This window comes from Mucilaginibacter sp. (assembly GCF_039921305.1).
Taxonomy (GTDB): Bacteria; Bacteroidota; Bacteroidia; order Sphingobacteriales; family Sphingobacteriaceae; genus Mucilaginibacter.
Map to the genome: position 1 here is coordinate 1 of NZ_JBDSCA010000028.1, position 26,223 is coordinate 26,223.

The following is a 26,223-nucleotide window of genomic DNA, read 5'->3' on the forward strand; positions in this document are numbered from 1 at the left end:
AAGATTTCTCCTCGTTCCTCGTTCGAAATGACATTTTTTATTTTATAAAGATTATATCTTGAATATCTCCGGGTATATTAACGCCGCTTTCAGGATGAAAGCGGCGCTATCTATGGTCCAGATATCGCCGTCTTTTACCATTTGGAATACTTGAGGGGCAGGGATGGTTATTACTTCGATGTGCTCGGTGCTATCTAATTTTTGAATGGCGTTGAACTCGGTATCAAATACTAAAAAACCGTAGGTTATCTGCCGGGTTTTGGTGGGGTTGTTGGCCAGTTTGCCGAGCGATATCAATTGGTCTGCGGAAGTGCGGATGCCTGTTTCTTCTTCCAGTTCGTTCAGGGCCGATTCGGTGACACTTTTGTTCGTTTGCTGCATGCCGCCGGGTAGTTCGAGCAGAATATCGCTCAGGCCGTGTTTGTATTGTTTTACCAGTACTACCTCGTGGTTTTTGGTTAGGGCCAATATGATCACCACATCGCCCAGGGGGGCAAAATAGTAATCGTCAATTATGTTTCCGTTTTGCAGTTGTACGGTGTGGCGTAAAAGCGGGAACCAGTGGCTTGGCGAAACATCTTCTTCTTTTAAAACCTTCCATTTTTGTATTTCGGGAGTAGCCATAGTATTAATTGTTTGGTGCTATAAATATGCTATTTTTAGTGCTGCGTTTATAACCAACACCTATTAAAATGATCAAATACATTAAATACCCCGCTTTGCTGCTTGTTGGATTAATTAGTCAGGCTTGTTTTGGGCAGGCTGTTGCCGATACGACTATTATAGCCAAAGGGGCGGTTCCGCAACTGGTATCGAGCCAGTTTAGCTTTACCGAGGGGCCCGCGGTTGATAAAAAAGGGAATGTGTTTTTTACCGATCAGCCTAATAATAAGATCTGGAAGTATAGCACGGATGGTAAGCTATCGCTGTTTTTAGATTCGGCGGGGCGTAGTAACGGGACTTATTTTGATAAGAAAGGTAATTTGATCGCTTGCGCGGACGAGAAAGATCAGCTATGGTCGATATCCCCGAAAGGGAAAGTTACCGTATTGATAAACCTTTATGAGGGGAAGCATTTGAACGGGCCAAATGATTTGTGGATTGATAACAAAGGTGGAATTTATATTACCGATCCTTATTACCAACGCCCGTATTGGGCAAGGAAGGCATCTGAATTAAATGGCGAGAAGGTATATTATCTGCCTAAAGGGAAAAAGGAATTGGCAATTGTTGCTGCTGATCTGCTTAAGCCGAATGGCATTGTTGGCACACCCGACGGGCAATACTTATACGTGGCTGATATTAAAGGTAATAAGATATATAAGTATCATATTAATGCCGATGGTACATTGGCGGATAAACAGCTATTTGCTAACCAGGGAGCCGATGGTATCACACTGGATAACCGTGGCAATTTATACCTTGCCGGTAATGGTGTAACGATATACAATCCAAAAGGTGAAAAAATCTTACACATTCCTGTTCCAGCTAAATGGACGGCTAATATTTGCTTTGGCGGAAAGGACAGATCGATATTGTTTATTACGGCTTCGGAAGCGGTGTATGTGATGCCAACGTTGGTGCATGGGGTTGAGTAGTGATTTAACATCAATATCTACCTATGTATCTCCATTGGTATAAATTAATATATTTGGATAACCTTTGTAGTTCCCTGCTATAATCCAAACCTTAAAACCATGAAAATTAAGCTGTTTATCCTGTTTATTTTAATGCGATGTGCTGCTTTTGCACAGGCTCCGGCGGAACATTACGCGGTTGATTCTGCTTCGGTGTACCATGCCGGTGTGCCAAAGGGTGAGGTGCTGAAATTTGTTTATGCCGATTCCAAGATATTCCCCGGGACTACGCGCGAGTACTGGATATATATACCGGCACAATATAAGGCTGATAAGCCTGCCTGTGTTTATATTGACCAGGATAATGTGCAGTTTAAGGCTCCCATTGTGTTTGATAACCTGATTAACAGTAAGGAGATGCCGGTTACTATCGGGGTGTTTGTGAGCCCCGGCCGGGTTAAGTCGCTTGATGCCAATACCGCGCTGGACCGGTTTAACCGCAGCTTTGAGTTTGATGGTTTGGGCGATGCTTATGCCCGTTTTATTTTAAACGAGATATTGCCCGAAGTTGAAAAGCAGAAGGCTACGGATGGAAGAGCTATCAGGCTATCTAAGAACGGGAACGACCGGATGATAGCGGGATCGAGCAGTGGCGCTATAGCGGCGTTTACGGCGGCCTGGGAGCGCCCGGAAGAGTTTTCGAGGGTGTTTAGTTCGATAGGTACTTATGTGGGTTTACGAGGTGGGGATAGTTACCCAACACTGATCCGCAAGTATGAACCTAAGCCGATCAGGGTGTTTTTGCAGGATGGCAGTAACGACCAGAACAGTTATGCCGGCGATTGGTTTATGGAGAACCAGATGATGGAACGTGCTATGCAGTTTGCCGGTTATGAAGTGAACCATGTTTGGGGAGAGGGCGCACATAATGGCAATCAGGCTACGGCTATTTTGCCGCAGGCCATGCGCTGGTTATGGAAGGATTACCCTAAACCGGTTTCGGCAGGGGTATCTAAAAATTATGCTTTGAAGAATATTTTGGTGCCGAATGAGGGCTGGGAATTGGTTGGTGAAAAGTATGGCTTTACAGAAGGTATCATCGCTAATAAAAGCGGGGAGGTTTTCTTCCAGGATATACCTAACTCTAAAACTTACCATATATCCGGTAACGGGAAACCTGGGGCTCTAAATTTTGATGCAAAAAAGGCGAGTGGTATGGCTTTTGGTCCGGATGGTAAACGCTATGTGGTTGCAGGAGCAACTAAGCAGGTATTGAGCTATGACACCAACGGAAAGGAAGCGGTTGTTGCTGATAATATATCCGGTAACGACATCATTGTGGCTAAGAATGGCAATATTTATGTGACTGAGCCTAACGGAAGTGAAAAACCCAGCAAAATATACCTGATTACTCCGGATGGTAAAAAAACGGTGGTTGATGAGGGATTGAAATATGCTAATGGTTTGGCTTTAACGCCAGATCAATCGCAGTTGTATGTGGCTGAGTCTGCCTCGCATTGGGTTTGGATTTACCAGATCAAAGCGGATGGAACATTGAATTATAAGCAACGTTATGGCTGGCTGCACTCGCCGGATAAGGCGGATAATGCCTGGGCGGATGGTATTAAGTGCGACCGTAATGGGATGGTTTATGTAGCTACCCGCCTGGGTATACAGGTAATGGACCAGATTGGTAAGGTGGCTTGTATATTACCCATGCCATCGGGACAGGCTTCGAACCTGTGTTTTGGGGGTGCTGATTTTGATACGCTGTATGTTACCTGTGGCGATAAGGTTTATAAGCGCAAACTGCATGTGCATGGCGCCAATACTTTTGATGAGCCTAGTAAACCGGCTGCGCCGCGGTTGTGAGGGGTAACTTGATCAAGTTGTCATTGCAATGACAAACACAAAGGATAATTAAACCTTTTAACTATCCTTGCCTTTGCGGAAGACGATTTTGAGGCGCATTTGTTTGGTTTCGCTCATGCCTTTCCAGGCGGGGCCATTTAGTACCAGGTCTATAGCTTTTTGGTTCATTACCTCGTTGTCGCCTTTGATAACGCGGATACCGTCTATCATGCCGTTGGTGCCTACGGTGAAGGCGAGTTTAACCAATCCGGTTGTGCCGTCGTCCATGGTGGCGTTTTGGCGCAGGTAATTGCGGAAGGCTTTCCAGCCATCCAAAGGGTGTGCTTTGTTGGCGGGCTTATCATCTTCTACATAAGCCGTTACTGATACTGAAGCCAGCTCGTTGGTGCTTTCGCTGAGGATAACTTTAAGATCTTTTTTGCCATCAAGTTTAACCTGTTTAGCATCGTAACCATTTGCAGCAATGTTTAGCACAGCCTTTTTAGATGTATTGGCTGCTATGCTAAAATGACCGCCGGTATCCGTTTTAGTGCTTAGTTTGGTGCCCTTGATATGAATTTTAACACCAGCTAAGGTATGGCCCGTTGCATCAATGATGATGCCATGGATACTTTTATCGGCGAGTGCCGATTTGGCATTTGTTATCTGTGGCGCATTGTTTTTATATGGAGTAAGTACTTTCTCTAATTGAGGCGGCCTGCTTGTTGCTAATGGCTCTGGTTTGCTTATCGGCTTGAGCCAGAAAAAGCCTATGCTCAAAGCGATCAATAAAGTGGCGGCTATTGGTAATACACGCCATAAAATCAGCGGGCGTTTGGTATCCTGTTTTACTCGTTGGCTGAAACGTTGCTTAACATCCTCAAAATTTGATTGCTGATCTGTACCGGTATTTTGATAACCTTCAATCGCGTCCATCAAAAAGGGATCGTTTTGAGCCTGCCTTTCGAGCGCGTGCATAGCTTTGGCATCAAGCTCCCCGTTAAGGTACTTTTGGATTTGCGATATGTTAGCTTTGTTAGTGCTCACGGGTTTTTTCTAAACAGATCTTCAAATTTCGTTTGCCGTTTTGAATGGCGCTTTTTACCTCGTTCAGGGTGTAGCCAGTTGTTTCGGCTATCTCTTTATAACATTTTTCGTCGAGGTAAAACATATTGATGGTTACTTTTTGCGCCTGGGGCAATTTTGCCTTGCAGCGTTCAAGTGCCTGTATGTCTTCTTGTAAGTCCTCATATTCAGGATGCAAATCTACGGCCAATTCCATAACTCCGTCTAAACTTTCTTGCTCCCATTTTTTATCAGCCCGGAGCTGCATTAAACAAAAATTGCGGCTCAGGGTATATAACCAGCTTTTAAACTGCTTTATCTCATAACGGTTAACCTTGACTAAAAGTTGTTCGAAGATCTGCATTACGGCATCCTTGCTTTGCTCCTCATCCTTTAAATATTTAAGGCAAACCCCATATACCAGGCTCATGTACCTTTCGTAGAGCCGGGCAAGCACGTTTAGGTCGCCGGTATTGCGATAGATAGCCAGCAGCTCTTCGTCATCTGCTTCAACCGGTTTCTTCGAGCTTTTTAAAAACTTCATTTAGTGGGCTTAAAATAAATTTTTTTAATGGTTTATGGAAATGCCTTTCGAGCCCGCATCATACTTATAAACACCGGCAAATTATGAGAACCGCCATTTACATTAATGATACTTAATACTAAGATGCTGCCGGGGGTGAAATTGCATAATTGTTTAACAGAAATATCGCACATAAAATATAGAAACCATGTTAGGATCAAATTTAGACATCATGAGCCCACAGTGGACAGATGTTATTTTTAAGGACCGCAATCAGGCTTACGGAGCTTATCAGTTACGGAAAGATAACAACCACAATACAGCAAGAGCATTACTTATCGCGACAAGCCTTTTTGCCGCTGTATTGGTGATACCGACTATTATTAACAAGATACAAGGCATTGTACCCAAGGCAGCGTCGGCGGAAAAACGGATCGAGGTAACTATACTGCTTCCGATAAAAATACTCCACGAAAAGGTGATACCGGCTGCTCAACAAAAACAGGTTGTAGCACAAAAAAACATGGTACAATCTAAACCCATGGTTGTTGCGCCGGATAACCAGGCTCATGTTGAACCACCCACCAACAAACAATTTGAAACTGCTGACCCCGGACCGGCTACCATAACCGGAACAAAAGGCGCCGGAGTTGCCATTGACGAAAAACAAGGTACAGAAGCTGTGCCGGGTACCAATGAGGGTACCGACAAAAACATCATTTTCCAGGCGGCTGAGTTTAATCCGGAATATCCGGGTGGCGAGGCAGCGTTCGCTAAGTTTTTGCAGAGCCATATCCGGTATCCTAATATCGCAAAAGAAAACGGCGTGCAAGGCCGGGTTTTCATTCAGTTTGTTGTGGAACGGGATGGCAGCCTTACCGATATGAAAATTGTTGGTGGCCCGGGAAGTGGTTTGGGTGAAGAAGCGGTACGGGTGCTAAAGATGTCGCCACATTGGAAACCGGGTAGCCAGAACGGGCAGCAGGTACGTGTTCAATATACCGTGCCTGTAAGCTTTGCTTTATCAGAATAAAACAGAATCGTATCATATTAAAATATAGAAACCATGTTAGGATCAAATTTAGACATCATGAGTCCGCAATGGACGGATGTTATTTTTAAGGGACGCAATAAAGCTTATGGGGCTTATCAGCTACGGAAGGATAATGCCCGAACTACCAACTGGGCACTGGTTATAGCGGCAAGTACGTTTGTTTTGGTGCTGGCAACACCAACTATCATTAATGCCATAAAAGGCTTTATACCCAAAGCCGACCCTAAAGTGATTGTACATGAGTATGAACTGCACCCGCCACCGCCAATTGCTGCCGAACCTGTAAAACCGCCGCCAGTTCAGGAGAGACAGGTTAAGGCACATAACGACGTTATAAAATGGCCACCTCCGGTTGTAAGGCGCGATAGGGATGTGCGCGAAGACCCGCCTACCGAAACGCAAATTGCAAAGGCAGATGTTGGGCAAGACAACATTAAGGGTGACCCTAATGCTCCAATTGCCGATATTGACGTAAAGGTTGGCGACAAGAATGTAGAAGGCATTACAGAAAGCGATAATACCAACGATGTATTTAAAGCGGTAGAAATTAACCCGGAATACCCGGGTGGCGAGGCGGCTTTTGGGAAGTTTTTGCATGATCATATCCGTTACCCTGCGGTAGCTAAAGAAAATGGGGTACAAGGCAAGGCGTTTATACAGTTTGTTGTTGAGCGGGACGGCAGCTTAACCGATATGCAAATTGTACGCAGCCCCGGCAGTGGTTTGGGTGAGGAAGCGGTACGGGTTCTCAAAACATCGCCACACTGGAAACCGGGTATCCAAAACGGTAAAGCCGTGCGTGTACAATATACCGTGCCGATAAATTTTGCTCTTGCCGAATGATATTTAGTTGAACTGTGAATTAAGAGCGGCGCTGGGAACAGGGTCGCTCTTTTTGTATACCGATGTTAAAACCTATGAATTAATTGCAATAGCAGTTTTAATTTGATATTTTGCATTGAAGCCAACCTTAACACTTTATGCAATTGAACAAGCTCTTTTTAATACTACTGATATGCCTTTTTGTTAGTTCCATTTGCTATGCACAGGTAATCAGCCTTTACGGGAAGGTTGCCGATTCAAAAACGGGTAAGGCTATTCCTGGCGCATCGGTGCGTATTGCCAAATCAGCCACCAGTACCAATAGCCTGGGCGAGTTTAATATAGTGCTTAACCAGCCCGATGCTGTTCAATATGGCATTATGGTGAGTTGTATCGGCTATCAAAGCAAACACGTTGCTTACCAGCAAAGCGGTGTATATAACATCAAACTTGAAGTAGCAAGCAATATAATGCACGAAGTTGAGATAGCGGCTAATGCCGAAAGCATCATCGGGAAAGCTATCCGTAAGATACCTCAAAACTATCCCGATAAGGATTTTACCATGCAGGGCATTTTACGGATCCAGGAAACTTCTAAAGATTCCGTGGGTGCTTATTTGTATTATAAGAACGATGCCGTGCTTGAAATGTATTATCCGGCGTATACCAAGTCCGAAGATATACAGGTGTCTTTAATTCAAAACCGGTTCAGCCGACTTAAAAATTCCATTCATGATGCCGATAGCGTACGCTGGATGAATGGTTATTTACTGGTGCCCCGCAACGATATTGTACATAGCCGTACGGGTTTTGTTTCGTTAAAGGAGATGAAGAAGTTTACCTACACCAACCAGGGTAAAACCAGTGTGAACAATACCCGGGTGTATGAGATCAACTTTTATGCGGAGAATATATCGGGAACGTTGTATATTGATACCGCCAGCTATGCTTTTGTAAACGTATCATACACCAGGTACCGTATCAAACGGCTTTTCCAGGTGCCTATTGATCAGGCTACTTACACCATAAATTATAAAAAGCGCGATGGTAAATGGTACCTTGAGGATGTTAAATCCAGCATGACGGGTAAACACAGTGGCTTAACGCTCGATTATATGATGGGTTATAAAACCACCGGGATAGATACCGGTAAAGCCGAAACCATAAAGTACCAGGATTGGTTGCAGCCCAATTCGGAAAATATTAAGATCAACAAACCGGGTACCGATGCCGATTGGCAGAAGTATAGGGACTTGTTTGACCACAGCGTGAAAGACAGCGTTATGGTAAGCATACCCGTGCCTAAAATAGACACCACACCTAAAAAATTAACCGGTGGCCAAAAGACGGCCAACGGCATTTTTGGATACCTTACAGGGGGCAATATTCGTACAAGTGTTCAGTTTTCGAAGGTGCCTTTATCTATTGCTTACTATCAGCCGGTGTTATCAAAAAACATTGCCGCGGCGGCGGTTTATACTATGAATTTCAGCATGGGGTTCCGCTTGTATAAACAGCTTTACTTTACATATGGCGGTGATACCAATTTTGGCATTGGCGGCATTAAAGAAAACGGCACCGATTACCTGTTAAGTTATAGTTTTAAGTTTAACAAAAAGTATCATCCTGTTACGTTATCGCCCCTGTTTGGCTTTAACAGGATAACCTTAACGGATAACAAAACGGAGTATTTTAATCAAAAAAGCCTTTCGTATGGGTTTAATGCCACTTACGAGTTAAAGCACTGGCTTAAACTGACAGCCGGGCTTAGATATTTGCAGCCGGTTAATACGTACAATGGCGGTTTGTTGTTGAATAGTCAGAACCTGTATCCAAGCTTTGGTATTCAATTTTAGGCCATACGGTTTATACAAACTCGGCTCCGGTTATCCAATCGCCATTTTGAATGGTTTGCGTTACCGATGATATGTACCTGTTTCCGTTAAACCTGTCCCCTAACCCGGCAAGCTGAATAGTTGCACCCGCTTTTAAAGCGTTGCCCAGGAAGCTTACCTTGCCTGTGATCGCGGCGGGGGTATTGCTACCATCTAATACGATATCGAGGGTTTGTATTGAATCGCCGTAGGCAATTAATAATTGAGGCTCGGTTGATTCGGTGGGTTCAATGGCATCGCCATAGCATTCAACAATTAACAGTGAACCGTGCACGGGTGTTATTTGTAACGATTGTTTGGCAACAATGCCACTAAATATGCTCGTTTCGGTTGATTGGTATCCGGCGCTGATATTGATCGTATTACCTGGTGCAAAATACGCAGACTCGCTTATGCTGAAAGTTTGGTCGGATGCGCTGCCATCAAGAATTTCAATTTTAGCATATGAATTTTTGTTAACTGTTTGAACGCTAACTAAAGATAATACCTGGTAAGATTGATCTATTGGTTGCCCGTTGATCAATATGGTAAAGGTAACCAGGTCGCTGGCGGCGGATAGAGGTGTTGTGATAGGCATTTTACAAGTTTAGGTACTTGTAAATATATAAATATCCGGCGGGGTTATTGCTGCAGCCCCCGCCGGATATTTATATATTACATTTTAGTGCTTTGGCCTTTTTCGCTTACGGTAACCGTTTCCGGGTGGGCCGTCATATCAACCATGGTTGATACTTCATCAAGCAGACCTTCGGCACTGCCAGAGAAGCCTACATGTTTAAAACGGATATTACCATTGGCATCAATAATGAATTTGGTTGGGATACCTTCAACTTTAAACTGGCTCACTACTTTTGATTGGCGGCCATCTTCGCCTTTTTCGTCTATCAGTACGTTAAAAGTGTATTTGTTATCGGCAATAAACTTTTTAACGCCGGGTACATAATCGGTACCGTTTTCCCAGGTATCAACAAAAAGGAACTTTACGTTAGGGTTATCTTTAAACTTGTTAACCGCCAGTTGCATGCCCGGGAACGAAGCTTTGCAAGGGCCACACCAGGTTGCCCAAAAATCAACAATAACAACCTTGCCTTTTAATGATGCGAGCGAAACCGTGTTGCCATCAAAATCTTTCAGAGCAAAAGCGGGCGCGGGCTTGTTTACCATTTCTTTAGCCAGGCTGGCCCTTAATTTTTGTGCTGATGCATTTTTTAAACCGGCAAAATAGGTGTCGTAATCTTTATCGCTGCCTTTTTCTTTAACATACATCTCTTTTAAAGCGGTAGTTAATGCTTCGGTACCATTACCGTTTTTAACCGCGTTTTCAATTACCGAGGTAGCCTTTTTGTTATCGCCGGTGGCTTTTAAATAAAGCGCGTAGTGCTCGGTTAATTCGGCATTTGGTTCTTTTGACCTATCCATAACCGGTTGCTGAATTTTTAAGGCCTCGGCGGCTTTGCCTTGTTTGTATAAAATAAAAGCGTAAGTATCGGAGTAACTGTCATAGGTGCCCTGGTACATTTTTTTAGCTGACGCAGCTGAGTAATACGGAATGCCACCGCTGTTCATTTTCATAGTCGTATAGTCAAGCGACTGCTTTGACAATTCCGCGGCTTCGTCCAGTTTTTCGCCTTTTTTTGCCATGTCGTAAGCCACGTTATTTAAGCCGGCAGCAAGGCTAGGTTTATCTTTAACCAGCCCGGCCCATTTTTTATAGTTGGCCATGTCGCCTTTTTGCAGATAAGCGTTTGCCAATTGTACCCTGTAATTATCCTGAACTGTTTTTTTCTCGTTAGCTTCGGGGTACTTGGCTATATAGGCATTGTACAATTCTTCTTTTTTAGCGAGGTCTTTTTCCTGTGCAAAAGCCATTCCGGAAGCGTTCTTAGCTAATTCACCATTGGGGAATTTAGCCGTAACAATAGCTTTGAGTGAATCGCTGGCTGGTTGCATTTTGATTCGTGCATATAAGTTGCTGGCTGTTAACATATTCTTTTCGTCGCCGGTTTTAGCCAGATCAGCAATTTTTTGCCTGGCTGTAGCCATATCGGCAGCATCTTTTGTACCTACCAGTAACGAAACATAGTTGGCCACATCCTGAGTGTTACCGGGATACATGGAATACTCCTCTTTGTACAAAGCTAAAGCAGCCGCTTTATCTGTTTTTATCTTAGCCAGGGCCTGGCCCATACCGCTAAACAAGGTATAAGCTTCGGCAGCATAAGCACCTTCAACGGGTTTTGCACCTTTATATATGGGGAACATGTAGCCTTTATCGTCATTATTATCTACCACCTCATCGCTGGCAAGCTTAATAAAAAAAGCTTTGGCCGTTGCCGGGATAGTAATGGTACCTTTCAATAACTTACCATCAGCGGTTAGCGTGATATCATCAACAGGGTAATCTTTTCCATCAAGGTAATGTACCTCGGCCGTGGTTATCTTTTTTCCATCAACGGGCGTTCCGGTTGCATTGTAAACAAAACTCACTTTCTGGCCAGCCATGGGGTGCTCGTTGCCGAGTTTCAAATGTGCATCTGCCTGTGCAAATGCAGCCTGCAATGCCATAACTCCAGGCATTACCAATAATGCGACATGTTTTTTCATAACTAAATTTTTAGTCAAGTTATAAAAAATAATTTATACCTGCCAATTTTATTAACAAAAATTAAGGCTATTTAACACAAAGGCAGGTGTTTATAAATACACACACAGTCCCCAGAAACAAAAAAAGAGCGACAGGTATAACCTATCGCTCTCAACAATGCTTTGTTAAAGCTTTACATCTTAAATATCTCTAACATCTTTTTATCCAGTTCTTCGCCCTTTAAGTTTTTACCAACGATCTTTCCAGTTGGATCTATCAAAAAGTTTTGAGGGATAAAGCTGATTTTGTACAAGTTAGCCGCGGCGTTATTCCACTCTTGCAGATCGGACACCTGGGTCCAGGCCAAACCATCGTCTTTTATAGCTTTTAACCATAGGGCTTTATCCGTTGGCTTATCTAAGGACACACCCAATATGGTGAAGTTTTTATCCTTGTATTTATTGAAAACCCTAACCACATGCGGGTTTTCCTGGCGGCAAGGGCCACACCATGACGCCCAAAAATCAAGCAAAACATATTTGCCTTTGAATGAGGACAGACTAACCGGCTTGTCGTCCACATCATTCTGTGTAAAATCGGGAGCTGGGGAACCTATTGCTGTAAACTTTAATTCGTGCAGGGCACTTCCAAAACCTTTACCCAGTTCTGTTTGCTTGAGGGCCGGCGAAAGCGAGTTATAATATGGCTCAATTGATAACACATCCATACCGCCTGTAACCAATGTGCGCATTGCGGCAAGGCTAATATAGCTTTGCGGATTATCCATAATGAACTTTTTTAGCGCGGCGGTTTGCTGCATTTGCACCACTTTATACCGGGCTTGTATGGTATCCTGAAAGGTTGGGTTGATCTGTTGCGCATCGCTTGCTGATCTATATTCGTCGCCGATGGCTTTTGCCCTTACTGTGAATGGGGCAATCACGGCTTTGAACCTCTTATTATCATCATTCACCTTTGATCCGGTTATAACCGCTTTGGAAACCGAATCGGATGATGTGATGGCGACATCGCCCTTGTCGATATAAATATTCAGGGCATCAATAACATCTTTGCTTCTTTGTAACTCGTTCAGGTTTACGCCCGATGGATCCATTGCTACAAAGGCCGAAACGGGATCGGCAATGTTGCCATGAAACTTAAATGCCCCGTTAACTATCGCGGTTGAATCGATCACGTTTTTACCAGCCTTTTGATAGATAAGGTAGGCGCGGGCCGGAGTATTCAGCGTACCAACTTTACCTGTTATGGTAAAATTATCGGGCGTTTGGGCAAATAACAGGGCGGGAAAAGCCGCCAACAACATCAATACTACTTTCTTCATTATATTTTTAACACTAATTAATTACGTCAATTTTTGATAGGTGCGCCACCACAGATCGGGCATTTCGCCGGATACCGCTATGTTATAATCTTCGTAGCGGCAGGGCACCAAATGCGACCGCTCGTTTTTTGAGCCATTGGTAGGATAAGGTACCTGCATCCACCACCTGTCGGACTTTTTGCTCTTTACAAATACCAACTCGTGATCGTTATGCTTTAAACTCGTTTTGTATATTAAATATTGTGAGCGTGGTTGCAAAGGGAAATCTTTTTTGCGGTTGTAAAAGCCATCAATAAAATACCAGATCATCTGCGCAAGCAAAATGGCGGTTTGGCCGTTATTATCATAAGCGGGGTTAAACTCGTAAAAACCTATGGAAGTTAGCTTATCGTTAAAACCGGCGTAGCGGCATATAGCGCAAGCTTCGTGACCAAAAAAGCCGTTGGGGGTGGTATTGGCATTAGCCACCGCATCTGAAGAGCGGATGGCGCTGATATCAAAACTCACCATAGTGGCATTGCGAATGATGGGCTCCACCATTTGGATCTGACCGGATAATTCGCCCAAACGGTGTACATCAAAATAGAGCTTATCCATTACCCGTAAACTATCCTGACTGGCAAAGTAGGTTTGATAGCCTAAGTTACTGTAGTTGAACAGGTAGTTAGGTTCGTGCAGGAATATGCGGTTTAGGTATGATTCGGATGTGGTTTCTATGTTTTCGTAATAGCTATCATCGTTCAGATCGAATTTAGAATCGACCACCACCACATCTACCTTTTGCTCGAGATCTTCGTAAGCGAGGTATTGGGCGAAGGTAAGATCTTGTCCGCCGCCGATGATGATGGGAAGAATGTCTTTTTTGATGAGTTCGTTAATAACGGTTTTGAGGGCGATATAGGTATCGGTAATGCTGGCTCCCTGGCGGATATTTCCGAGATCAACTATTTTGGTAGTGTAAGCGCCTTCGTTCAGTTCAAATAAACGCTCGCGGATATAATCGGGGGCCAAAGCACAGCCTGAGTTGTTAACGGCATTGCGGTCTTCCATCACGCCGATGATGGCGATATCTGGTTTGTCCTCGTCCAGATCGGGAAAAGTATCGGTATAGCAATCTATCTTCACGCCAAGGTGACTGGTATAATATCCCCTTTTAGGAGTTATTTTTTCAAGATCAATAGGGCTCAGAAAATCAACTAACGACATACAGCATCAAATAAATCGCTCAAATATCAACTTATTTTGCGTTAAATTGCACCGTTTTTAAAAAAATTGAAGGCATGATACTGGTTACGGGTGCAACAGGTTTCTTAGGCGGCGAAGTGGCTAAACAATTGGTTGCCAAAGGTGATAAGCCGGTTTGCATTAAGCGCGCATCATCGGTTATACCGGAGGTATTGAAACCTTTTGCGGGCAGCATTAATTGGCTTGATGCCGATATGCTGGATGTTTTTGCCTTAGAAACAGCTTTGCAAGGCGTTACGCAGGTTTACCATTGCGCGGCGATGGTAACTTTTGATCCTGCCAAAGGTAAAACGATGATCAAAAATAATGTGGAGGGTACGGCCAATTTGGTTAACCTTTGCGATGAATTGAACATCCGCTTGTTACATGTAAGTTCGGTAGCCGCTATTGGCGAAGCTAAACCGGGGTTGCTGATCACCGAAAATAATCACCTGGAAGATACCCACACCAAAGACGCTTACGCCATATCAAAATACGAAAGTGAGATGGAAGTTTGGCGGGGCATAGCCGAGGGCTTGAACGCGGTAATTGTAAACCCGTCTATGATCATCGGCGTAAACACGGGTATTAAGGGCACCGGGCAGATATTTGAAAAGGTACGCACGGGTTTTAAATATTATACCAAAGGCAGCATTGGCTTTGTTGATGTGGAAGATGTGGCCAAAAGTATGATAGCGCTGATGAACACGGATATTCAGGCTGAACGCTTTATTATTAATGCCGAAAACTGGAACTATAAAGATTTGTTTGCCCAAACCGCGCAGGGGTTTGGCATTAAAGCGCCGCAAACCGAAGCTACACCGGGTATGCTGAACTGGGCATGGCGCTTATCGTCCGTCTGGAGTTTTTTAACAGGGCGGCATGTGGGGATTGATAAGGTATCCGCGCAGGCGGCATCAAAAAATTTGGATTACAGCAATGCTAAAATTATAAAAACGATTGGTATTGAGTTTAAACCGATAAGCCAATCTATAAAAGAAATATGCTCGACTTTAAGTTTAAAAGTATGACTAAGTTACTCTTGATTTTAATGATTTCTGTACCGTTTTGTCCCAGTAGTTCCAAAGCACAAAACAAACCTCAACCCATAGTTTCTACACCATATTATCGTCAACAGTTGATAGGTAAATGGGGCATTTATGTATCTATAGCTAACGGCTCATCTATATTATATAACGTTTGTCCGAAGATTAGTTTTAACCCTGATAACAGTGCAGAAATCGTATACCCTGACGGCAGTAAAGAAAAAATGAAATGGGAGATGCTTGAAAATGCTGTTTTAGATATTAATGCTAACCACACGTTTACTTACCCTCCGTATCAAATCGATTTTAAGCAAATGAAAGAATATATGGAGTTAACACTATCGAGCAAAGATAAAAGGAGGTCTTATATCCTTCGGCGATTACCCGAATAAGATAAAACCCATAGGCTTTCTCAAGTTTGATAGCCCGCTTTTGAAGCAAAATATGCACATTTGCGACACATTACCCATTACCCAGAATGAGCCAATATTATATCATAGATTTTGACAGCACTTTTACCCAGGTTGAAGCTTTAGACGAGTTAGCACGGATATCGTTAAAAGACCGATTGGATAAAGAAAAGATATTCAAACAGATAGAAAACCTTACTAACGCCGCGATGGAAGGCCGCATGTCTTTCGCCGAAAGTTTGGAGGCGAGGGTACGTTTGCTGCAAGCGGATCAGGTTCATTTGCGCCAGCTGGTTAAATTTTTGAAGAGAAAAGTATCTGAATCATTTTCGCGCAATAAAGAGTTTTTTGCCGCTAACGCGGATAAGGTGCTTATCGTTTCGGGCGGGTTTAAAGATTTTATCATCCCCGTTGTTACCGAGTATCATATTAAAAAAGAAAACATTTACGCCAATACTTTCACATTTGATAGCGAAGGCAATATAACAGGTTATGATGATACCAATCCGCTATCGCAAGAAGGGGGTAAGGTAAAGCTGTTAAAAGAATTGAACCTTGATGGCAAGATCTTCGGCATTGGTGATGGTCATTCTGACTATCAGTTGAAGGAATCGGGCATGGTGGATACCTTTTATGCCTTTACCGAAAACGTAGAGCGCAAAGGCGTTACCGCTAAAGCGGATTTTGTTACCCCAAGCTTTGATGAGTTTTTATACCTCAACAAAATGCCGAGGGCGATATCGTACCCTAAAAACCGCATTAAGTGTTTGGTAGTAGGTGATATTGAAGAGGAAGCTTTGGTTTGGATGCGCAAGGAAGGGTACAATATCCGGATACGCTCAAGCATTGAAGAAAAGTATTTGGAGGAAGCGGGTATTTTGTTTTGCGATGAGCAGCACCAGCCAACGCCAGAGCAGTTAGCGCAAGCGGGAAGGTTAAAGGTTATTGGTTGTTTTGGTAAGATAAGCAATAGAAGAATTGGTGATACGGCTTGTGAAAATGGTATTATTATTTTTGACGACCCTAAGCATAACCCACGTAACGTTGAGTTTATCCCCAAAAGGGTGATTGATTTTATGAACGAGGGTAAAACACATATGAGCTGCAATTTCCCGGAGTTGCAACCGCCGCGTATTAATAACGCCCACCGTTTAATTCATATTCACAAAAACGTACCGGGTATATTGGTGCAGATCAATGATATTTTTGCCAAGCACGATATTAATATTGTGGGTGAGTTTTTGGTAACCAACGAACATATTGGTTATGTAATTACCGATGTGAACAAGGGCTACGATCAGCAAATATTAACTGAACTGAAGAAGATAGAAGAGACGATCAGGTTTAGGTTATTGTATTAATATTTACCGTTAACTTTTTTCTTCTTTCATCGGCACCACTAAAACGGCTACCGGGGAATGGCGTATTACCGATTCGGCAACGCTGCCCATTAAGAACCTGTCGAAACCGGTGCGGCTATGCGTACCTATCACAATGAGGTCGGCCTTAAACTGCGCGGCGCAATTGATGATGGTGTCGGCGGTGTCGCCCATTTCGTTGTATTGGGTTATGGTTAAGCCTTTTCCGTAGCGCTCAATGGTATCACTGATGAGCTTTTGCGAGTATGTTTGCTGGGCGTTTATCATATCCACTTGTTCGGCTCCCACGTTTAAGGATGGTATTAAACTGCCCATCATGCTGGTATCGTTGGCGGGTGTAGTGATCACAGGTTCTACAATATGAACCAAAGCAACGTCGGCCTTAAACTGGTATGCCAGTTCGAAGCCGTATTGTGTAGCGTTTTCGGCAAACTTGCTGTCATCAACACCTATCAATATCTTTTGAAATTTCATGATCCGGATTGGTTTAAATGTATTATAGATAACAATTTAAAGCCAATTTGTTTTTAGATACTTAGCGGTTTATGGCTTGTACTTAAAGAGTTTTTCTTTGAAGTAGCTCAGATGTGTAAAATCGCGTAGTTGGGAGTTGTATATACCCATGCGGCCACTAAACAGGTAGGCTACAAAGCAGGCGAGGGCGAAAAAGAGGGTATAATGTGGCCCGAAAAGTTCTATACCCATTATGGTACAGGCTATGGGGGTTTTGGTTGCTCCGGAGAATACGGCGATGAAGCCTAATGCGGCAAAGAGGCTAACGGGGGCGCTGAGTAATCCGGCCAGGGTATTGCCTAAGGTTGCGCCGATATAAAACAGGGGGGTAACCTCGCCGCCTTTAAAGCCTGTGCCTAAGGTAATGGCGGTGTAGATGAGTTTCCAGAGCCAGCTGAAGGGATCGGCACCGTTGGGGTTGAAGGCGGATACGATGGTTACCGCACCAGGATGTTCCGGATCAACGCCGAGGCTGAGGTAATCGGGTTTGCCGATGATGAAGGTTAGGGCGATGATGATAAGAGCACCGACTAAGGGAATCATCCAGGTGTGTTTAAACCAGGCGAGGAATAATTTTTTGATGCGATGGGTTGCTTCGGCGAAAGCGAGGCTTGCGAGGCCGAATAATATGGATGCGGGGATGACCTTTAAGATCAATAAGCCTTCGTTTGAGAGGCCCGCGGATATGTAATTGATATGGTAAGCGGTGTGGTGTACATGCCATAGGGATACGGTGATATCGCCCACGAAGCCGGCAATTAAACAGGGCAGTAAGGCATCGTACTTAACACGGCCATTGGTTAATACCTCTACTGCGAATATCATCCCCGTAAAGGGTGTGCCAAATACGGCTCCGAACCCCGCGGCTATACCGGCGGTTAGTAAATAACGCATGGCTGTAGCATCTAATTTGAACATACTGCCAAACCAATGGGCAATGCTGCCACCTATTTGTACGGCCGTACCTTCGCGGCCTGCGGAGCCGCCGAATAAATGGGTGATAACTGTGGTGACCAGGATAAGCGGCGCCAGGCGTTTAGGCACACCTGCGCCGGGTTGGTGGATCTCGTCGATAATGAGGTTGTTTCCCCTTTCGGAAGATTTGCCGTAGAGCTTGTAGGCAAAGTGGATGGCTATCCCCGCTAAGGGTAACAGATACAATAACCAGGTATGGGCAAACCGGTAGTGGATAGCCCAGGAGAGCAGCCATAAAAATAAAGCTACCGCGCTACCTATTACAGCCGAAACCGGTACAGTAATTAAACTAACCCATAGCAGGTTTTTGTAGCTGGAAAAATAGTTGGAGATTTTTGAAACGGGCATACCTGTCTTAAATAAATAAATTTATCTGGCAGGCGTCATCAGCTTTGCAGCGGTTCAATTAGGTGGTACACCATCACCTTTGTATATTCAAATATAGCAGGAATTTTTAAAATGGTTTGATCTTATCCATTACGGGCTTCAAATAATTTTGGATGCCAAGCTCGTGCACCTGTACGTTTTTGGTGAACAGGCTGGCTTTTACCTTTAGGGTGCCATCTAAATTGAGGTTGGTGCTGCTGTTATTCATTAAACCGATAAGTGACATTAAAGCGCCGGCGTTGGCTAATTTGATACTCGCGCCAAATTTATACTCGGCTTTTGATTTACCGGCGATGGTAACCGGGTATGATTGCGTAACGTGAGCTATTACGTTATTATTGGCCGAAAGATCTAACAAAGCTTCCTGAACGTTGATGGCGTAGCCGTTTGGGTTTTCGATGGGGATGGTAGCTTCTACATCAACACTGCTCAGGCTCATGTTTTTTACGGATACATCGGTTATGGCGCCGTATTTTAAATCTTTAGGTTTACTACAGCTGCTTAAAATAAATAACGCGGAGATCAATACAATGCCTTTGATGTATGTGGTGAATGTGATTTTCATAACGATGTAACGCTTAAACTATGGATATGATTGCAAAGAAAGTAATTTAGTTGGTTTATTAGTTGATTGGTATTTGCACACCGGCACATTTACCCGTCTGCACATTTTGTTATCTTTGGTATATGCACATCACACCCGAAATTGAGGACCGGATTAAACGCTTGCAGGAAAAGTACGAAGCGATGGGTCAGGATATGGCATCGTACCTGGATGGGTTGCTTTACGCTGATTTTTTGACCTATTGGGATTATATCCATCTGGATACTTTATTATCGCTGCAAAGCCCTAAAACGCCTTTCCCGGATGAGGAGATATTTATTATTTACCACCAGATAACCGAATTGTATTTTAAGCTGGTTTTGCACGAGTGCAAGCAAATAGTAAACCACGAAGCGCTGACGGTTGAGTTTTTTGTTGCCCGATTGAAACGCATTAACAACTATTTTGATGCCTTGACCCACTCGTTCAGTATTATGGTTGATGGGATGGAGAAGGAGCAGTTTTTGAAATTCAGGATGTCTTTACTGCCTGCGAGCGGGTTTCAATCGGGCCAATACAGGATGATAGAGATTTACGCTACTGATTTTATTAATTTGGTTGCCAAGGATAAGCGTGAGGAATTACGCGCTGCAAGTATAGAAGAACAGTTTGAATATATTTATTGGAAGTTTGGCGCTACCGAATTATCCACAGGTAAAAAAACACTTACACTAAGGCAGTTCGAAAAAAAATATGCAAAAGTATTTATTGATTTAGGAAAGTATTGCGCTAACCGGAACTTTAATACTCTGCTCGCGGTATTGAAAAATAATAGAGCAGATACCACCGGGCTCGAAGCCGAGCTGCGCCGCTTTGATGTTCAGGTAAATGTGAATTGGCCCCTGGTGCATTATAAATCGGCAGTGCGTTATTTACATCGAGAGCCTGAAGAAATTAAAGCTACCGGTGGTACAAATTGGCAAAAGTATTTGCCCCCGCGTTTTCAAAAACGGATCTTCTATCCTTCTGTATGGAACCCGGACCAGATTGAAGAATGGGGTAAAAGCTGGGTTGAAAACGTTTTAAATGGTAATTGAACGCTGAGCGGACTGTTCCTTACCGGTTGTGATTATTGGTGGGCTTATTTTGAATGTGGTTATGGGTTGTTGTAGAAACCCCTCCCTACACCCTCCCGTTGGGAGGGAATCGCATAAGCCCTATGCTTTTCTTAATATTGATTTTATAATTTATTATTCTTGAGGGTGGAATAAATACCTTACGGCCAAATTGTTGTAGGGGTATAATTTACCAATTCAAAACTAATTCCGTAATTTTGCTTTCCTATTTTAATACGTACAGGCCATGACAGAAACACTTGACATCAGCATCACTAAAAATCCAACATCGCGTTTAGCAGAAACCGATTTTGACAACCTGCCTTTCGGGCGCACGTTTTCCGACCACATGTTTGTGGCTGATTACGCCGATGGCGAATGGAAGAACTTTCAGATCGTCCCTTATGGTGAAATTAGTATGAGTCCGGCAATTTCTTCACTGCATTATGGCCAGTCGTTTTTTGAAGGGCTGAAAGCTTATAAACATGCCGATGGAAAGGTTTCGGTTTTCCGTCCGTATATGAATGCCGCCAGGTTCAACAAATCGGCAGAGCGTTTGTGTATGCCTGATTTGCCGGAGGATATTTTTGTACAAAGCATAGCTGCTTTGGTTGATATCGATAGCAACTGGATCCCGACGAAAGCGGGTCACTCGTTGTATATCCGCCCGTTTATGTTTGCTACCGACCCGTTTTTGGGTGTTACTCCATCAACAACTTATAAGTTTATGGTGATAGCCGGTCCGGTTGGTCCGTACTTTACCAAAACGCTAAAAGTGAAGATAGAGACCTATTATTCACGCTCAACCGAAGGTGGTTTTGGTTATGCTAAAGCTGCCGGAAACTATGGTGGCGCCATGTTGCCAGCCCGCAAAGCTGTAGAAGAAGGTTACGACCAATTAATATGGACCGATAGCAAAGAACACGCATACATAGAGGAGCTTGGCGCTGCCAACGTAATGTTCATATTAGATGGTAAACTAATTACCCCATCAACCCGTGATACCATTTTGAAGGGCGTTACCCGCGATACCGTTTTAAAGTTAGCCGCCGAATGGGGTTACGAAATTGAAGAACGCCGTGTAAGCGTTGCCGAGATATTAGAAGGCGCCAAAAATGGCAAGCTAACCGATGCCTTTGGCGCCGGAACCGCTGCTACCATTGCGCCGATTGGTGTGATTGAGCACGAGGGCGTTGTTTATACTTTGCCAGATCCTACTCAACGCGAATTCAGCAAAAAGGTATTGAAAACTTTGGATGAGATACGTTACGGGATAACTGCCGACCCGTATGGTTGGAATTATATGGTTTAAGAGTTTTATACTTGATATGAAGAGCGATGAGGTGACTTATCGCTCTTTTTTGTGACGTAAGCGTGGTCGCTCACAATCGTTTGTATTCATGCGTGGACGCGGGGGGGGGTAATAGTAGGAAATTAATCGTCAGTCCCCCTCAACAACAACTCCGCCATAAGCCCATCAACATCGGCTCCTGCAGCAATATACTCCTCACCACAATCACTCACCGCATACAGGGGGGATAAAGTAAGAACTTTTTCACCCGCATCCTCCACCAAAACTTCTTGCTCATGCACTTCATCTTGAGTCTCGCCTCTTGCTTCTTGAGTCTCCTCCACATCTTCCATCAAAACTTCTTGCCCATGCACTTCGTCTTGATTCTTGATTCTGGCCTCTTGATTCTGACTTCCAAAAAACCCCAGGTGCCTCGCAATCTTATCCAAAGCCGCCATCTTATTATGCAGTTTTATCCGGCTAACCGCCCCAACAATATACCCATCCGGTTCCGCAATGTTCCGCGTTTCAAAAAAGCTGATCGCCGCCATTTCAGTATCAGTTAGCTCGCAAACAGGTTTGATGTTCCCCTGCGTATCATAATAATTAGCCATACTGCTAAAAGCTATCTTGGCATACTCGCGTAAAATCATATCATGAGTAATCTCCATCCGTTCGCTCCGTTGCTGCATTTTCAGCCGCAAATATTCCTGAATTTTCGGCGTATGTAAAATCTCGCCTTTACGGGCGGTGTTGTCACTATAACCGGCGCTGATAGCGCTCTTATAAGCGTTAAAGCTCACTAAATATTCATCGCAGAAACGTATCTGCTGATCGTTCAAATTGGGGGTAACTTGTATCATTGGTTTATATAATTGATTTGGTTAAAAAATTCACGAAAAGAAAAAGCCGAACGGCAAAACAAAAGCCTCAACACAAAGGAAAAAAACCGTGTCATTGCGAGGAACGAAGCAACCGCACGGAGAACAGCGAAAAGAAAGGTAAGCCACCAACCAAAAGCGTTGGCCAGGTGCGATTCCCCTCTCGAGAGGGGCGGAGGGGTGTGTTTCACCACGCGACCCACCAGACACAACCGTTATCACATAACAAGCCGCAAACATTGCAACCCATCACCACAACGGCAAATCAGTACAGGTGAAGAAACACCCACGCCTCACGAAAAGTTAAAATCCTTTCCGTACTACAAAGATAACTATCTGATTTCAAATTACATAATAACCAAAATTATCGGAATAACTAATTATATTATAAAATGATTAGATACACGACCTGATTTATCTAGTAACACATTTATGCTAAATCAAATAAAATAGCATCAATAAGTATTTTTATAATTATTTAATATAGATTTGATATACCTAAACCCTATTAATATGAATTATGAAGAGTTAAATCCCAGTACGAGAGAATATATGCTCAATGAGTATATATTTGAAATCGAATCAGGCAATCCTTACCTTAGTAAAGCTCTATCACCTTTAGGGTTGGAGGTTTTTCCTGACTTATTAAAAGTTGCCATAATCGGAGGCACCCCAGACACTCTGTATGAATCTATATTAGATCCAGCTTATTGGATGGCAACAGAGTCCTATACAACGCAAGGTGTACAAAAAGAAAGGAAAAGAAATATACCTCAAACCGCCCAAAGATTAGCGTTAACAGAGTTTAGCACTTTCTATGTGAAAGGATTAGCAAAAAAGCTATTAGATGAAGGGATAACACATTGTGAAGTTTATCGAGGTGCAATTCCAAAATGGGAACCAGGCGATTGCGCCGAACATGAAGGATTAATAGTCGAAATAGAATCCATTTATCATAACCACAGAAAAAGATATTGGCCGGAACCTGGAAATAAAGATTTACTTGCAATACCTTTCGGTCCCGGTTGTCACCACCTTATAAGAAGAATTAACGAATAAATTTCAACACTTGAATATGCTAATTTTTTTAGTATTTTTGAGTGTCCATTACTTAACAAATATTAAATTTAATCATGGATATAATTTTTAACTCTTTATATAAAGTTGATATCGAAACTAACGACGTTACGCTTATGCCGTTTTCGTCAGATAGGAATGATCTTGAGGGATATGTAAAAGAATTGGTGACAAACATTTTAGATAATTCTGATAGAAAAGGCTATCAATTTAAAAGCGATACTACCCAGGTAAGGAATATTTTAGGGAAAATATTACTAAACGACAGGAAAGACAAAAGCAAGTATGATAATTTGGTTGAAGATATCGCCAAAAGATTACTCGCAAACGAAGTTTCCATGCAAGCTAAAGTTGAAAAATTAGGTGTAGAAATTTTAAAAGGCGTTTTAGTGGTGTCATTAATTAAATTTGATAAGGGTACATCTAAAATTGTTATTTCTAAAGCAGACCATAATGATTTTATAGATTCTTCAAGTTATAAAAAAACGTCAGGCTTACCATTACGCAAAAAAATATACAAAGCCTTCATTTGTGAATTTGATGATAAAAATATTGTAACTAGAACATCTGTTTACGACACCAACTCAACATTTTCAGTTTACTGGTGGCGCGATTTCTTAGAGTTAGATGAAGTTTACACCGACGAACATAATACTGAAAGTGCGTTTAATGTTATTAATTCCAAAATCTTATCTCCTTTAAAAAAGGACGCTAAGGCCGATTATTTTAATTTATGGAATACTACTGTTCATTATTTTAGAGTGAAGGAAGAGTTTTCGCTAGATCAATATATAAATGATGTAATAGTCAATTATAGGCCATTTAGCCCAAAAGTTGACGTCGGTGATTTAGTGTCAAAAGCTAGAAATTTACCTAATAAAGGTCGCTTCGATAATCGCTTTAAAATAGTTCATGGTTTATTAAACAAACGCTTTAAAAATTCAATCAAATTAACAGACCAAATTGATTTGCTTTTAAAACAAGACATAAGTGACTTGAAAAATACTATAAAACCACATGAAGAGCTCGATGGATCAAAATGGGTTATGATTAAATCTGAGCAAGGTTATGAGCATTTCAATAATGAACTCAAAAATAATGGATGAGCAATAGTTTAAATGATATCATTAATCTATTTGGTGAAAGTGGTGAAATTAGTGTAGAAGAATCTTTCTCCGAACTTAAAATCACGCTTAAAAGTTCAAACCTAATTTCGGTGCCGTCGAATGAAAATTTATCGGGGATTTCTTCTTCCATTAAGAGAGATACTTTGAAAGTTTCCATTTTAATAGAAGACGAGGACTCTATTGACTACTATTCTCGAAATAACCCTGGCGAATTTATTAAGGAACTAACGACTAGAATTTCAACAATAGAGGAAAACGAAACGGTAGAAATTCAAATTACCATAACGAAAAATAAAGAAAATGGAATTCTGTCTGTTTATTATCCAACAGAATTGCTCAAGTACTTATGTAATTTAGATTTTGCAGGATTGTTATTTGCAATAAATAAGGCTTTTGGTCAAAATTCCTATTTGTTACTTGAATCCCAAATTAATAATATAAGATTTAATACCAAATCAATCAGTTTTATAGACAAAGGAACTATTTTAAATAAAGATGACAATTTTTCAGAAAACGAACAACAAATTAACTTAGCCAAAACTGTTTGTAATTCTAACTTACTTAATCAATATAAGTTTACACCAAGTGATTTTTTTGCCGAACAATTATCAGATTTAGATTATTCCAAATTGTTCAACAGAGTTGCTACAGTATACTCAATAGCATTCATATATGATATAACCACGATTGAAAAATCTGATATCGACTATAAATTAAATGGATATAAATCTATTTACGGAACTGAAAAGTTTTCTAAAATCAGCGAATCCGATGTGGATGAATATTTTAAAATATATAATTGGTGTTATAATGGTGGAAACTTTAGCGATAAAATAGGATTAGCTAGAAATATAATTTCATTGCATTTTGAAAAAGAGAGCCAAATTAAATTTTATGGTAACCCCTATCAATCAATCCAATCCAGTTTTAAAGTCTATGAAAAACAAAACATAAAGCAGTATATTGAAATTAGAAATAAGATAGCCGATCAATTACTGAGTTTTCATGACCGGGCAAACAAAATAATAGAAACGTTTGCTGCCGGTTTTCAGAAAAGTGCATTAGCGTTAATAAGTTTTTATATATCAGCCATTATACTAAAACTATTAAGCAAAACTGCTCTAACGAATGTATTTACAATTGATTCAACAGTTTTATCTATCGTTTTTATAATATGTTCTTACTTATATTTTCGAGCGTCATTATGGGAAGTAATTGAACAAAGAAAAAGATTTGTTGATAGCTATAATAATTTAAAAGATAGATATTTAGATCTCTTAGATTCTGCAGACATTCAGAGAATATTGAATAATGACAAAGAATTTAATTCAGACTTACTATTTATTGATCAAAAAAGATTGATTTATGCACGAATTTGGCTAGGGTACTTATGGTTACTATTAATAGCAACAGTTTCGTTATATCTATTCTATAATACTTCAGCTGTGTTTGCCAGTTATGTATTGGACTATTTATTCCGTGGTTAACTAAAACGCTTCCCCCAACCTAATATAAAACCCACTCTGCCGTGCTTCGCCCGG

Annotated in this window: 24 protein-coding genes and 1 riboswitch; of the genes, 13 read left to right on the forward strand and 11 right to left on the reverse strand. The window is 42.1% G+C overall.

From position 1 onward, the window contains the following. Positions 1 to 51: 51 nt before the first annotated feature. Positions 52 to 624 carry an NUDIX hydrolase gene (locus tag ABIN91_RS08310; RefSeq protein WP_348050426.1) on the reverse strand — a complete coding sequence of 191 codons (573 nt, stop codon included), beginning with the start codon at positions 622 to 624 and terminating at the stop codon, positions 52 to 54. 68 nt (positions 625 to 692) lie between these two features. Here ABIN91_RS08310 and ABIN91_RS08315 point away from each other — a divergent pair, with 68 nt between their 5' ends. Beyond that, entirely contained in the window at positions 693 to 1,598 is a 906-nt protein-coding gene (locus ABIN91_RS08315) for an SMP-30/gluconolactonase/LRE family protein (protein WP_348050428.1), read from the forward strand. A 99-nt stretch (positions 1,599 to 1,697) separates the two neighbouring features. After that, entirely contained in the window at positions 1,698 to 3,449 is a 1,752-nt protein-coding gene (locus tag ABIN91_RS08320) for an SMP-30/gluconolactonase/LRE family protein (RefSeq protein ID WP_348050430.1), read from the forward strand. Between the two features lie 57 nt (positions 3,450 to 3,506). Here the strand turns inward: ABIN91_RS08320 and ABIN91_RS08325 are convergent, their stop codons facing one another. Together ABIN91_RS08325 and ABIN91_RS08330 are read right to left on the reverse strand one after the other, a co-directional pair. Continuing rightward, positions 3,507 to 4,475: a carboxypeptidase-like regulatory domain-containing protein gene (locus tag ABIN91_RS08325; protein WP_348050432.1), complete on the reverse strand. Its 969-nt coding sequence runs from the start codon at positions 4,473 to 4,475 to the stop codon at positions 3,507 to 3,509. Beyond that, positions 4,465 to 5,037, reverse strand: a complete 573-nt coding sequence (locus ABIN91_RS08330; RefSeq protein ID WP_348050434.1) for a sigma-70 family RNA polymerase sigma factor — start codon at positions 5,035 to 5,037, stop codon at positions 4,465 to 4,467. Before ABIN91_RS08330 ends, ABIN91_RS08325 begins: the two co-directional genes overlap by 11 nt. A 187-nt stretch (positions 5,038 to 5,224) precedes the next feature. Here ABIN91_RS08330 and ABIN91_RS08335 point away from each other — a divergent pair, with 187 nt between their 5' ends. From ABIN91_RS08335 to ABIN91_RS08345, 3 genes are all read left to right on the forward strand, one after another. Further along, complete coding sequence (locus ABIN91_RS08335; protein WP_348050436.1) at positions 5,225 to 6,049, forward strand: TonB family protein; 825 nt, start codon at positions 5,225 to 5,227, stop codon at positions 6,047 to 6,049. Between the two features lie 33 nt (positions 6,050 to 6,082). Beyond that, entirely contained in the window at positions 6,083 to 6,913 is an 831-nt protein-coding gene (locus ABIN91_RS08340; protein ID WP_348050438.1) for a TonB family protein, read from the forward strand. 137 nt (positions 6,914 to 7,050) lie between these two features. Further along, the gene (locus ABIN91_RS08345; RefSeq protein WP_348050440.1) at positions 7,051 to 8,748 is read left to right on the forward strand and encodes a carboxypeptidase-like regulatory domain-containing protein; all 1,698 of its coding nucleotides are present in this window, start codon (positions 7,051 to 7,053) and stop codon (positions 8,746 to 8,748) included. 10 nt (positions 8,749 to 8,758) lie between these two features. Here the strand turns inward: ABIN91_RS08345 and ABIN91_RS08350 are convergent, their stop codons facing one another. The 4 genes from ABIN91_RS08350 to ABIN91_RS08365 all read right to left on the reverse strand — a co-directional run bounded on the left by ABIN91_RS08350 (position 8,759) and on the right by ABIN91_RS08365 (position 13,919). Beyond that, complete coding sequence (locus ABIN91_RS08350; protein WP_348050442.1) at positions 8,759 to 9,364, reverse strand: hypothetical protein; 606 nt, start codon at positions 9,362 to 9,364, stop codon at positions 8,759 to 8,761. A gap of 77 nt (positions 9,365 to 9,441) precedes the next feature. Next, positions 9,442 to 11,391, reverse strand: coding sequence for a redoxin domain-containing protein (locus ABIN91_RS08355; protein WP_348050444.1), 1,950 nt, complete (start codon positions 11,389 to 11,391; stop codon positions 9,442 to 9,444). Positions 11,392 to 11,564: 173 nt separating this feature from the next. Next, the gene (locus ABIN91_RS08360; RefSeq protein WP_348050446.1) at positions 11,565 to 12,713 is read right to left on the reverse strand and encodes a TlpA disulfide reductase family protein; all 1,149 of its coding nucleotides are present in this window, start codon (positions 12,711 to 12,713) and stop codon (positions 11,565 to 11,567) included. Positions 12,714 to 12,734: 21 nt separating this feature from the next. Continuing rightward, positions 12,735 to 13,919 (reverse strand): formimidoylglutamase, encoded by a 1,185-nt coding sequence (locus tag ABIN91_RS08365; RefSeq protein ID WP_348050448.1) that lies wholly within the window; start codon positions 13,917 to 13,919, stop codon positions 12,735 to 12,737. Between the two features lie 74 nt (positions 13,920 to 13,993). Here ABIN91_RS08365 and ABIN91_RS08370 point away from each other — a divergent pair, with 74 nt between their 5' ends. From ABIN91_RS08370 to ABIN91_RS08380, 3 genes are all read left to right on the forward strand, one after another. After that, positions 13,994 to 14,968 (forward strand): NAD-dependent epimerase/dehydratase family protein, encoded by a 975-nt coding sequence (locus ABIN91_RS08370; RefSeq protein WP_348050450.1) that lies wholly within the window; start codon positions 13,994 to 13,996, stop codon positions 14,966 to 14,968. After that, positions 14,965 to 15,375 (forward strand): hypothetical protein, encoded by a 411-nt coding sequence (locus tag ABIN91_RS08375; protein ID WP_348050452.1) that lies wholly within the window; start codon positions 14,965 to 14,967, stop codon positions 15,373 to 15,375. The genes ABIN91_RS08370 and ABIN91_RS08375 overlap by 4 nt, the downstream gene beginning before the upstream one ends. An 86-nt stretch (positions 15,376 to 15,461) precedes the next feature. Then, on the forward strand, positions 15,462 to 16,754 hold the full coding sequence (locus ABIN91_RS08380) for an HAD-IB family phosphatase (RefSeq protein ID WP_348050454.1): 1,293 nt from the start codon (positions 15,462 to 15,464) through the stop codon (positions 16,752 to 16,754). A gap of 9 nt (positions 16,755 to 16,763) precedes the next feature. Here the strand turns inward: ABIN91_RS08380 and ABIN91_RS08385 are convergent, their stop codons facing one another. From ABIN91_RS08385 to ABIN91_RS08395, 3 genes are all read right to left on the reverse strand, one after another. Then, positions 16,764 to 17,246 (reverse strand): universal stress protein, encoded by a 483-nt coding sequence (locus tag ABIN91_RS08385; protein ID WP_348050456.1) that lies wholly within the window; start codon positions 17,244 to 17,246, stop codon positions 16,764 to 16,766. 69 nt (positions 17,247 to 17,315) lie between these two features. After that, positions 17,316 to 18,608 (reverse strand): voltage-gated chloride channel family protein, encoded by a 1,293-nt coding sequence (locus ABIN91_RS08390; RefSeq protein ID WP_348050458.1) that lies wholly within the window; start codon positions 18,606 to 18,608, stop codon positions 17,316 to 17,318. A 22-nt stretch (positions 18,609 to 18,630) separates the two neighbouring features. Next, positions 18,631 to 18,695: riboswitch (Fluoride riboswitch) on the reverse strand. 19 nt (positions 18,696 to 18,714) lie between these two features. Then, the gene (locus ABIN91_RS08395) at positions 18,715 to 19,212 is read right to left on the reverse strand and encodes an LEA type 2 family protein (protein ID WP_348050460.1); all 498 of its coding nucleotides are present in this window, start codon (positions 19,210 to 19,212) and stop codon (positions 18,715 to 18,717) included. A gap of 122 nt (positions 19,213 to 19,334) precedes the next feature. On the opposite strand from ABIN91_RS08395, the gene ABIN91_RS08400 reads away from it, so the two are divergent. Both ABIN91_RS08400 and ABIN91_RS08405 read left to right on the forward strand, forming a co-directional pair. Continuing rightward, entirely contained in the window at positions 19,335 to 20,288 is a 954-nt protein-coding gene (locus ABIN91_RS08400; protein ID WP_348050462.1) for a tryptophan 2,3-dioxygenase family protein, read from the forward strand. 265 nt (positions 20,289 to 20,553) lie between these two features. Further along, positions 20,554 to 21,618 (forward strand): branched-chain amino acid aminotransferase, encoded by a 1,065-nt coding sequence (locus ABIN91_RS08405; protein WP_348050464.1) that lies wholly within the window; start codon positions 20,554 to 20,556, stop codon positions 21,616 to 21,618. A gap of 122 nt (positions 21,619 to 21,740) precedes the next feature. Here ABIN91_RS08405 and ABIN91_RS08410 read toward each other — a convergent pair whose 3' ends face one another. After that, complete coding sequence (locus tag ABIN91_RS08410) at positions 21,741 to 22,460, reverse strand: terminase small subunit (protein WP_348050466.1); 720 nt, start codon at positions 22,458 to 22,460, stop codon at positions 21,741 to 21,743. 531 nt (positions 22,461 to 22,991) lie between these two features. Between ABIN91_RS08410 and ABIN91_RS08415 the strand changes: the two genes are divergently transcribed. From ABIN91_RS08415 to ABIN91_RS08425, 3 genes are all read left to right on the forward strand, one after another. Beyond that, positions 22,992 to 23,537, forward strand: coding sequence for a hypothetical protein (locus ABIN91_RS08415; RefSeq protein ID WP_348050468.1), 546 nt, complete (start codon positions 22,992 to 22,994; stop codon positions 23,535 to 23,537). Positions 23,538 to 23,611: 74 nt separating this feature from the next. Then, positions 23,612 to 24,661 carry a hypothetical protein gene (locus tag ABIN91_RS08420; protein ID WP_348050470.1) on the forward strand — a complete coding sequence of 350 codons (1,050 nt, stop codon included), beginning with the start codon at positions 23,612 to 23,614 and terminating at the stop codon, positions 24,659 to 24,661. After that, positions 24,658 to 26,169 (forward strand): hypothetical protein, encoded by a 1,512-nt coding sequence (locus ABIN91_RS08425; protein ID WP_348050472.1) that lies wholly within the window; start codon positions 24,658 to 24,660, stop codon positions 26,167 to 26,169. The genes ABIN91_RS08420 and ABIN91_RS08425 overlap by 4 nt, the downstream gene beginning before the upstream one ends. The last annotated feature ends 54 nt before the right edge of the window (positions 26,170 to 26,223 follow it).

Coding starts and splice junctions, on each gene's coding strand:
- ABIN91_RS08360 (WP_348050446.1), bottom strand. CDS start 12,713: ATGAAGAAAGTAGTATTGATGTTGTTGGCGGCTTTTCCCGCCCTGTTA.
- ABIN91_RS08345 (WP_348050440.1), top strand. CDS start 7,051: ATGCAATTGAACAAGCTCTTTTTAATACTACTGATATGCCTTTTTGTT.
- ABIN91_RS08375 (WP_348050452.1), top strand. CDS start 14,965: ATGACTAAGTTACTCTTGATTTTAATGATTTCTGTACCGTTTTGTCCC.
- ABIN91_RS08330 (WP_348050434.1), bottom strand. CDS start 5,037: ATGAAGTTTTTAAAAAGCTCGAAGAAACCGGTTGAAGCAGATGACGAA.
- ABIN91_RS08310 (WP_348050426.1), bottom strand. CDS start 624: ATGGCTACTCCCGAAATACAAAAATGGAAGGTTTTAAAAGAAGAAGAT.
- ABIN91_RS08405 (WP_348050464.1), top strand. CDS start 20,554: ATGACAGAAACACTTGACATCAGCATCACTAAAAATCCAACATCGCGT.
- ABIN91_RS08390 (WP_348050458.1), bottom strand. CDS start 18,608: ATGCCCGTTTCAAAAATCTCCAACTATTTTTCCAGCTACAAAAACCTG.
- ABIN91_RS08415 (WP_348050468.1), top strand. CDS start 22,992: ATGAATTATGAAGAGTTAAATCCCAGTACGAGAGAATATATGCTCAAT.
- ABIN91_RS08385 (WP_348050456.1), bottom strand. CDS start 17,246: ATGAAATTTCAAAAGATATTGATAGGTGTTGATGACAGCAAGTTTGCC.
- ABIN91_RS08410 (WP_348050466.1), bottom strand. CDS start 22,460: ATGATACAAGTTACCCCCAATTTGAACGATCAGCAGATACGTTTCTGC.
- ABIN91_RS08425 (WP_348050472.1), top strand. CDS start 24,658: ATGAGCAATAGTTTAAATGATATCATTAATCTATTTGGTGAAAGTGGT.
- ABIN91_RS08400 (WP_348050462.1), top strand. CDS start 19,335: ATGCACATCACACCCGAAATTGAGGACCGGATTAAACGCTTGCAGGAA.
- ABIN91_RS08315 (WP_348050428.1), top strand. CDS start 693: ATGATCAAATACATTAAATACCCCGCTTTGCTGCTTGTTGGATTAATT.
- ABIN91_RS08355 (WP_348050444.1), bottom strand. CDS start 11,391: ATGAAAAAACATGTCGCATTATTGGTAATGCCTGGAGTTATGGCATTG.
- ABIN91_RS08380 (WP_348050454.1), top strand. CDS start 15,462: ATGAGCCAATATTATATCATAGATTTTGACAGCACTTTTACCCAGGTT.
- ABIN91_RS08365 (WP_348050448.1), bottom strand. CDS start 13,919: ATGTCGTTAGTTGATTTTCTGAGCCCTATTGATCTTGAAAAAATAACT.
- ABIN91_RS08335 (WP_348050436.1), top strand. CDS start 5,225: ATGTTAGGATCAAATTTAGACATCATGAGCCCACAGTGGACAGATGTT.
- ABIN91_RS08370 (WP_348050450.1), top strand. CDS start 13,994: ATGATACTGGTTACGGGTGCAACAGGTTTCTTAGGCGGCGAAGTGGCT.
- ABIN91_RS08340 (WP_348050438.1), top strand. CDS start 6,083: ATGTTAGGATCAAATTTAGACATCATGAGTCCGCAATGGACGGATGTT.
- ABIN91_RS08395 (WP_348050460.1), bottom strand. CDS start 19,212: ATGAAAATCACATTCACCACATACATCAAAGGCATTGTATTGATCTCC.
- ABIN91_RS08320 (WP_348050430.1), top strand. CDS start 1,698: ATGAAAATTAAGCTGTTTATCCTGTTTATTTTAATGCGATGTGCTGCT.
- ABIN91_RS08350 (WP_348050442.1), bottom strand. CDS start 9,364: ATGCCTATCACAACACCTCTATCCGCCGCCAGCGACCTGGTTACCTTT.
- ABIN91_RS08420 (WP_348050470.1), top strand. CDS start 23,612: ATGGATATAATTTTTAACTCTTTATATAAAGTTGATATCGAAACTAAC.